Genomic DNA, 7,884 nt, shown 5'->3' with positions numbered 1-7,884 from the left:
GCTCCCGGCCTGGCCGGGCCCACCCGGTCCCGCTGCGGGGCCCTGCTGTCCGGGACCGCCGGGCTGCCCTTGCCGTCCTGCCGGACCGTTGTTCCCGGCCGCGGCTGCCGCGCCCGCTGCCAGACCGGCAGTGCCTGCCGCGGCAGCAGGACCGCCCGGCCCGCGCGTGCCGGGGCCGCCACCGCGCCCCTGAGGTCCCGGAGCGCCGGGCCGGCCGCCCTGCCCCTGCGGCCCGCCCTGACCGGGGCGGTTTCCGCTGTCGTTTCGCGAACCGCCCGGCCCCTGCTGCCGCGGTGTGGCCCGCAACTTCTCGGTGGCCGCCTGGTCCGGCTGCTGGATAGGCAGCACACTGGTTGCGTCGTCGGACGGGTTCGAGACGGCCGGAACACCCTGCGCCGCTTCGGCATCCCCGCCCCTCGCACCGCCGGATTGCGCACCTCGACCTGCCGCGCCGCCGTCCGGTGCCGCACCACCCTCGGCGTCGCGGCCCGGCGTGTCGGCGTTCTCGGTGCCACGGCCCTGCGTGTCCCCACCCTGCGCGCCACGGTCCTGTGCGTTCTTTGCGCTGCCGTCCTGCGTGTCGGCACTCTTGGCGCCGCGGTTCGGCGTGTCGCCACCCTCGGTGCCGCGGTCCGTCGCGTTGTCACTGCCTCGGGCGCCGCCGCCCTTCGTGCCGGGCTGTACGGTGGCGAGCTTCTCGGTCGAGTCTGGATCCTGCTTGGGGGAAATCTTGGGCAGCGCAGTAGTTTCCGCGTCAGCAGTAGCTTCCGTGCCCGTGGTGGCTCCGCTCGCTGCTGCACCGGCTGCTTCCGGAGTGTCCTGCGCACTCGAGGAATCTTCCGCGCCCGCACCGCGGGCGGAACCGGCGTCGCCTGCGGCATTTGTCGCCTCGGCCGGCGCTGCGGCATCACCAGCGCCGGCACCACCCGCCTTCGCAGCCTCGTTCGCCGCACCCGCCGCGCCGGTCGTCCCGGCGTTCTTCCTGGCTTCCGAGCCGGCACCACCGGTGGTGTCAGTGCCGGTGGCGCCGGTATTCGCTCCGGCGGCGTCCTGGTCCGCACCGGTGCGTGCTTCCGGCGCGGCGCCGGCCTGCTCACCCGCACCCGCGTCCGAGGGCTCCTTTGCGCCCGCTGCACTGGCGCCCGGTGCGCTGTTCTTTCCGGCCTTCGGCGTGTCCGTGGCCGAATTCTTCCCACCGGCAGGAGTTTTGGGCAGGGCGACGGTTTCCGCGTCACCCGCGCCCTGGTTGCTGCCGGCTGTGCCGCCTCGGGTGTCACGACTCGCGGTCGGCCGGTCGGCACGGTCGTTCGTACCCGGATCGGCATCCGGCGCGCCCGGAGTAGGGGCCGGAGATTCGCTCCCGGCGGATCGGGCGGCGTCGGCGAGTTGCTCGCGGGAGATTCGCTGTGTCCGATCGGCGTCCGGTCCGTCCGCACCGGACGGACCGCGTCCGGCGGCCGGTCCCGGCTGGGCTGATTTCTCCGGTCGACCCGGGCCCGCGCCGGATGCACCCTGGCGCGGGCGGTCGCCGGAGGCGCCCTGCTGCGGCTTCTGGTCGTCGTTCGGGTCGGACACGCTCTACCCCTTGCTCGGTATCAGTTGTAGGTCGTCAACTGTGGTTCTCAGACGGCCAGCCTAATGGGGCCGCGGCCCGGCGGTGCACAATGAACGCTATGACCTCCTTCGGTGATCTGCTCGGACCGCAGCCGGTATTGCTTCCCGAAAATACGGAAGCCGAACAGGCTCTGCTCGACAACCAGGACCCGGTGCAGGTCGCCGCCGCCCATCCGACGGCGTCGGTGGCCTGGGCACAACTCGCCGAGGACGCACTGGAACGCGCCGGAATCGCGGCGTCCGACCAGGGGCAGGCCGAGGCGAATCTGGACCTGGTGGCCGCGTACGCGTTCGCCCGTACCGGCTACCACCGCGGTCTGGACCTGTTGCGCCGCAACGGCTGGAAGGGCTTCGGTCCGGTGCCGTGGCAGCACGAGCCCAATCAGGGATTCCTGCGGGCGGTGGGCGCACTCGCCCGGGCCGCGCGGGCCGTCGGCGAGAACGACGAGTACGCGCGGTGCCTGGATCTGCTCGAGGACTGTGATCCGCGTGCCGCCACCGAACTGGGTCTGGACTGAGTCTGACCGGCCCGGAACATTTCGCGTCCGCCGCTGCGGGCGCGGTACGCGACAGCAGTAAGCAGCGCATGCGCAGCGGCTGGCAGCGGCTGCGCCGATCTGCCCTTCCGATCCTGCAGTGCGCTGTCGGGGCGGCGCTGTCGTTTTTCGTCGCTCACCAGGTGGTGGGCCATCCGCAGCCGTTCTTCGCACCCATGGCCGCGATCATCTCGATCGGCGTGTCCTTCGGTGCCCGGCTGCGTCGATCGGTGGAACTGGTCGGTGGTGTCGCCGTCGGTATCGGTATCGGCGACTTCTTCATCAGCCGGGTCGGCACCGGGGCGTGGCAGATCGCGCTGGTGGTCGGTATCGCCATGTCGACCGCGGTGTTCCTGGACCGGGGTGCGGTTATTCCGATGCAGGCCGCCAGTTCCGCGGTGCTGGTCGCAACCCTGATGCCGCCGAATTCCGGCGGCGGGGTCAACCGGATGGTCGACGCTCTGGTCGGCGGGGTGGTCGGTGTCCTGGTGGTGGTCGCGATTCCGTTGCATCCGGTACGCCGGGCGCGGCAGCAGGCCGCGGACATTCTGGGCTTCCTCTCCACCGCACTGATCGAATGCGCCGACGGCCTGCATGAGCAGGATGCGGAGAAGGTCCGGAGCGCGCTGCGGTCGATGCGCGGTACGCAGCCGCAGATCGACGGCCTGCGCAGCGCGGTGGAGGGCGGTCGTGAGGTCAGCCGTATCTCGCCGCTGTACTGGAATTCCCGGCCGCGCCTCGAGGCGATCCGGACCGCGGTCGATCCGCTCGACAATGCCGTGCGCAACACCCGCGTGCTGCTGCGTCGTGCGTTGACGCTGGTGCGCGACGACGAGATCCTCGATCCCCGCCTGATCGCCGAGGTGGAGGAGCTGGGTAAGGCCGCGGAGGTGGTGCGGCGCTTCATGCTCGCCGAACCCGGCCGCCAACCCGATGCCGCCGAGGCGACCCGAGTGCTCCGGCATGTCGCCAAGGGCGCGACCAAGGATCTGGTCGAAGGCGCCGGGTTGTCCTCGCACGTGGTTTTCGCCCAGTTGCGTTCCATCGTGGTCGATTTGACGCAGATCTGCGGGGTGAAGCGGCTCTCGGCGATCGCACTGCTGCCGCCGACCGTACGCAATCCCTATGTCACTCCGCGCGTTTGATCGCCCGATCGCGCGGCACGCGCCCGGCCGGCTGTCGCAGCGGTGGACCGTTACCCACGCCGCGTCGTGAGACCGGCAGGCGCCGAACGCCTCCGGTGCAGTAGTCGGACCGCCGGCCGCGAGTCGGCACGCGCCGCCGCGGCCGTTTTCCTCTCCCGATCGGGTAGTGGACTACTCGTGTGCGGGGTCTGCCCAGCTCGTAGCGTTTCCGATGACCGCGTCGACGAGGGGTGGTGCGGTCGCCGGAACTTCGCGGTAGGGCGACGTGCGGCCGCACCGTGTGTGGCCGAACGGGCAGGGGGCGGGCGCGCCGCCGCGAAGAGGGCCGCCCGATTTCCGTTCACAGGCGAATGGACGGAAGTCGGGCGGGCCCGCTGTCCGGGATTCCGGTCCGACGGCGTCCGACGTCAGGTCCAGAAGCGGGTGAGGTAGCCCCCGACAGCAGCCCACTGCCGGGGCAGGCCGGACAGTTCGAACACCCAGTAGACGGCGTCGAAGAACACCTGGTTCAGCTGCGGCACCCACAGAATCGCGAGCAACAGCAGCAGTCCGTACGGCTTGACCTGGTCCAGGGAACGCCGGGTCTGATAGCTCAGCGACGGCTCCAGGATCGCGTACCCGTCGGTGCCCGGAATCGGCAGCAAATTCAGAATGGTCGCGGTGATCTGCAGGAACGCCAGGAAGCTGAGTCCGAGCCAGAAAGCGCCGTGGTCCAGGTAATCGCCCAAGAACCGCACGATCACCAACAGCACCACCGCGCACACCGCGTTCACCGCCGGCCCGGCCGCACTGATGGTGCGCTGGGTCCGGGCCGAGAAATTGTGCGTATTCAGATAGACCGCACCGCCAGGCAGCGCGAACCCGCCCAGCGCGATGAAGAAGATCGGCAGGCCGATCGACAACAGCGGATGGCTGTACTTGAGCGGATTCAACGTCAGATATCCGCGCATCTGCACTTCGTGGTCCCCGGCCCGCCACGCCGTATAAGCGTGTCCGAATTCGTGCAGGCACACGCTGAGAATCCAGCCTGCCACCACCAGGACGAACACCCCGGCCTTGGCATGGACGGATTGCAGATCGTCGGCGGTCCAGGCCAGTACGCCACCCAATGCGGTGACTGCCAGCACGACCAGGAACACCGGGCTCGGGCGGACCGCGGTCCGGCGAGCCCCGAAGGAATAGGTCATCGCACCAGCAACCAGGGTTCGTGATGACGGTAGAAGCTCGACCGCGGCACCGTGCGGTCGCTCGCGATGCCGTCGCGGGTCACCACCGCTCCCGGTGATCCGAGTTGCGCCGCGCGTCCGGCGACCCAGCGCCGCTTGCCCCAGCCGCGCTGGATGGTGGCGCGCACACCGGGCGTCTCCAGCGTCGGTGAAACGTGCAGCGCCGTCACCTTTCCGGTGAACAGCCGCACCTCGTCGACGTAGGCCTCACCCTCCAGCTTGCCGCCGTCGGGCCCCGTGATCGTGGCGCGCCCGACCAGGACGGTGCCGGTGTCGTCACGGATCAACGGTGTCTCGGTGGCCTTGCCCGCGAGCGCACGCTTGGCCGCATGTGAGCCGGTTCCGGTCTGATAGGCGCGGGAACCGTAGGTGCGATCGACCGGCACGTAACCGATTTCCACGTTCAGGCGGTCGGTGCGTAACAGATGAGTGAGGACCGCCGCCAGTCCCGCATCTTCACCGAGGACGATGAGCCGCGGGCGATTGTCGGCGGCCAGCAGCGGAAGGAGCTCGTCCAGTTCCGCGGTCGCGGGAATCGCCGTGGTCTGTGTTGTGGGCTGCGACGTGAGCGCGATGGGCACGGGGGCGCCGTTGCAGCGGAGAACATGCGTACTCAACTGCCGAACACCCTCCTCGGACCTGTCAACTCCATCACCCTCGCTGCTGTTCGGGCGCACTGCTGACGCAGACGCCTCCGCAGGCCACTGTAATCGGCCCGGGCCGATGGCGCGCCCTCCGCTGTCCGGGCTCGGACGGGTCATCCACTAGACTGTCCTCCCGGCCACCGCCACCTGACGCGAGCGACGGCCCGGAGGATGTCCGCAGGCCCCGGGAATGTCGCCGAGCGCGGCGCGGCAGGTAGCTGCAGTGTCGGCCTGACGCTGCCTGTCGAAACCGTAGGAGACTCCCATGCCGGCAATCGTGCTGATCGGCGCCCAGTGGGGCGACGAGGGTAAGGGCAAAGCAACCGACCTGCTCGGTGGCCGTGTGCAATGGGTCGTGCGCTACCAGGGCGGCAACAACGCAGGTCACACGGTTGTACTTCCCAATGGGGACAATTTCGCGCTGCATCTGATCCCGTCCGGCATCCTGACGCCGGGGGTCACCAACGTCATCGGCAACGGTGTGGTTATCGATCCGGGGGTGCTGCTGGACGAGCTCGCCGGGCTGGAGGAACGCGCCGTCGATACGACGAAACTGCTCGTCTCCGCGGACGCGCACCTGATCATGCCGTACCACGTGGCCATCGATAAGGTGACCGAACGTTTCCTCGGTAACAAGAAGATCGGCACCACCGGCCGCGGTATCGGCCCCTGCTACCAGGACAAGGTCGCCCGGGTGGGCGTGCGGGTCGCCGATGTGCTGGATGAGAAAATTCTCACCCAGAAGGTCGAGGCGGCACTGGAATTCAAGAACCAGGTGCTGGTGAAGATCTACAACCGCCGCGCGCTGGATCCGCAGCAGGTGGTCGACGAGGTTCTGACTCAGGCCGAGGGGTTCAAACACCGCATCTCCGACACCCGGCTGCTGCTGAACCAGGCACTGGAAGGCGGCGAAACCGTTCTGCTGGAGGGGTCGCAGGGCACGCTGCTCGATGTCGACCACGGCACCTACCCGTATGTGACCTCGTCGAACCCGACGGCCGGCGGTGCCGCGGTCGGTGCCGGGGTGGGCCCGAACAAGATCACGTCGGTGCTCGGCATCCTCAAGGCCTACACCACGCGGGTCGGCTCCGGCCCGTTCCCCACCGAGTTGTTCGATCAGTCCGGGGAGTACCTGGCCAAGACCGGCGGCGAGGTCGGCGTCACCACCGGCCGGGCCCGCCGCACCGGCTGGTTCGATGCGGTGATCGGCCGTTACGCCACCCGGGTCAACGGCATCACCGACTATTTCCTGACCAAGTTGGATGTGCTGTCGAGCCTGGATCGCGTGCCTATTTGCGTGGCCTACGAGATCGACGGCGAACGGGTGGAGCAGATGCCCACCACGCAGACCGAATTCCATCACGCCAAGCCCATCTACGAGGAGATGCCCGGCTGGTGGGAGGACATCTCGGGCGCCCGTACCTTCGAGGATCTGCCGGCCAATGCGCGCGCGTACGTGGAACGGCTGGAAGAGCTTTCCGGGGCGCGGATCTCGTGCATCGGCGTGGGGCCGGGCCGCGACGAGACGATCGTGCGCCACGACATTCTGGGCTGAGAACTTCGCTGAATTCGTCCGGTGGGGTGTGTCACATCACCGCGTAGGTGAGCGCTTCTGCTTGACCTGAAGCTATATTCAGGTTTCAGGATGGTCGGTATCGCACGAACGATACCGACCAGAGGAGGCTCGCCATGCGGGCAGTGCAGGCTAGGGAATTCGGCGGACCGGAGGTTCTGGTGCTGGGCGACCTGCCGCAGCCCGAACCCGCACCCGAGGAGGTGCGGATCGAGGTCGCAGCGGCGGACGTGATGTTCCTGGACACCCGGCTGCGCTCCGGGTGGGGGACCGACTACTTCCCGGTGCGCCCGCCCTATGTCCCCGGCGGGGCCATTGCGGGCATCGTGCGCGAGGCCGGCGCGGCGGCGGATCCGTCCTGGGTCGGTCGGCGCGTCATGTCCGTGACCACCGCCAGCGGTATCGGTGGCGGTGTGCCTGTCGGCGGTTACGCCGAACAGGCGCTGGCCAAGGCGGATACCTTGATCGAGGTTCCGGAGCAGGTGAGTTTCGAGCAGGCCGCCGCCCTCGTCCACGACGGACGCATGGCGGTCGCCCTGTTCGAGCGGGCCGAGGTACATCCGGGCGACCACGTCCTGATCACGGCCGCCGCGGGCGGGCTCGGCACACTGCTGATCCAGTTCGCGCACCAGGCCGGTGCGACGGTGGTTGCGGCGGCCCGGGGCCGGGCGAAACTGGACCTGACGACGCGCCTGGGTGCCGATGTCGCCGTCGACTATTCCGAAACGGGTTGGCCCGACCGGGTGCTCGCCGCCACCGGCGGTGCGGGGCCGCGGATCGTCTGGGACGGTGCCGGCGGCGCACTCGGTGAAACCGCACTCGGCCTCGTCGCCGATGCCGGTCGTTTCCTCGGATACGGTGCCGCTGCGGGCGAATTCGTCACCACCACCGGAGTGGAACGGGCCAAGGCTCGCGGGGTCGACGTCATCGGATTGCACGATCTCGACGCGGACTTCGACGCCGCCGCTCGGCGGGCGCTGGCGCAGGTCGCTGCAGGAACCATCGAAGTCGTTGTCGGACAGAGCTTTCCGCTGGAGCAGGCGCACGAAGCGCACAGTGCGATCGAAGCGCGGGCAGCGCTCGGACGCACCTTGCTCGTCAGGTGAGGCGGGTGCACTCGCCGGTTCGGCGGTGCCGGGCCGGCGA

Annotated in this window: 6 protein-coding genes and 1 pseudogene; 4 read left to right on the top strand and 3 right to left on the bottom strand. The window is 69.3% G+C overall.

From position 1 onward, the window contains the following. Positions 1 to 1,575 (bottom strand): annotated as a pseudogene (locus tag NV2_RS22935) (hypothetical protein); the annotation flags it as partial. 98 nt (positions 1,576 to 1,673) lie between these two features. Here NV2_RS22935 and NV2_RS22930 point away from each other — a divergent pair. Both NV2_RS22930 and NV2_RS22925 read left to right on the top strand, forming a co-directional pair. Then, positions 1,674 to 2,132 (top strand): DUF3151 domain-containing protein, encoded by a 459-nt coding sequence (locus tag NV2_RS22930; protein ID WP_067878126.1) that lies wholly within the window; start codon positions 1,674 to 1,676, stop codon positions 2,130 to 2,132. Between the two features lie 68 nt (positions 2,133 to 2,200). Beyond that, the gene (locus tag NV2_RS22925) at positions 2,201 to 3,295 is read left to right on the top strand and encodes an FUSC family protein (RefSeq protein ID WP_067878123.1); all 1,095 of its coding nucleotides are present in this window, start codon (positions 2,201 to 2,203) and stop codon (positions 3,293 to 3,295) included. Between the two features lie 407 nt (positions 3,296 to 3,702). On the opposite strand, the gene NV2_RS22920 is transcribed toward NV2_RS22925, so the two are convergent. Together NV2_RS22920 and NV2_RS22915 are read right to left on the bottom strand one after the other, a co-directional pair. Continuing rightward, on the bottom strand, positions 3,703 to 4,482 hold the full coding sequence (locus tag NV2_RS22920; RefSeq protein ID WP_067878120.1) for a site-2 protease family protein: 780 nt from the start codon (positions 4,480 to 4,482) through the stop codon (positions 3,703 to 3,705). Continuing rightward, complete coding sequence (locus NV2_RS22915; RefSeq protein ID WP_067878117.1) at positions 4,479 to 5,138, bottom strand: hypothetical protein; 660 nt, start codon at positions 5,136 to 5,138, stop codon at positions 4,479 to 4,481. Before NV2_RS22915 ends, NV2_RS22920 begins: the two co-directional genes overlap by 4 nt. Before the next feature lie 292 nt (positions 5,139 to 5,430). Here NV2_RS22915 and NV2_RS22910 point away from each other — a divergent pair, with 292 nt between their 5' ends. After that, complete coding sequence (locus NV2_RS22910; protein ID WP_067878115.1) at positions 5,431 to 6,720, top strand: adenylosuccinate synthase; 1,290 nt, start codon at positions 5,431 to 5,433, stop codon at positions 6,718 to 6,720. 134 nt (positions 6,721 to 6,854) lie between these two features. Further along, entirely contained in the window at positions 6,855 to 7,844 is a 990-nt protein-coding gene (locus NV2_RS22905) for a zinc-binding dehydrogenase (RefSeq protein WP_067878112.1), read from the top strand. Positions 7,845 to 7,884 lie beyond the last annotated feature (40 nt).

Origin of the sequence: Nocardia vermiculata NBRC 100427 (genome assembly GCF_001613265.1) — a bacterium.
GTDB classification, from domain to species: domain Bacteria; phylum Actinomycetota; class Actinomycetes; order Mycobacteriales; family Mycobacteriaceae; genus Nocardia; species Nocardia vermiculata.
Note: the sequence above shows the minus strand (reverse complement) of the source record. Positions and strands in the feature narration are given on the sequence as shown.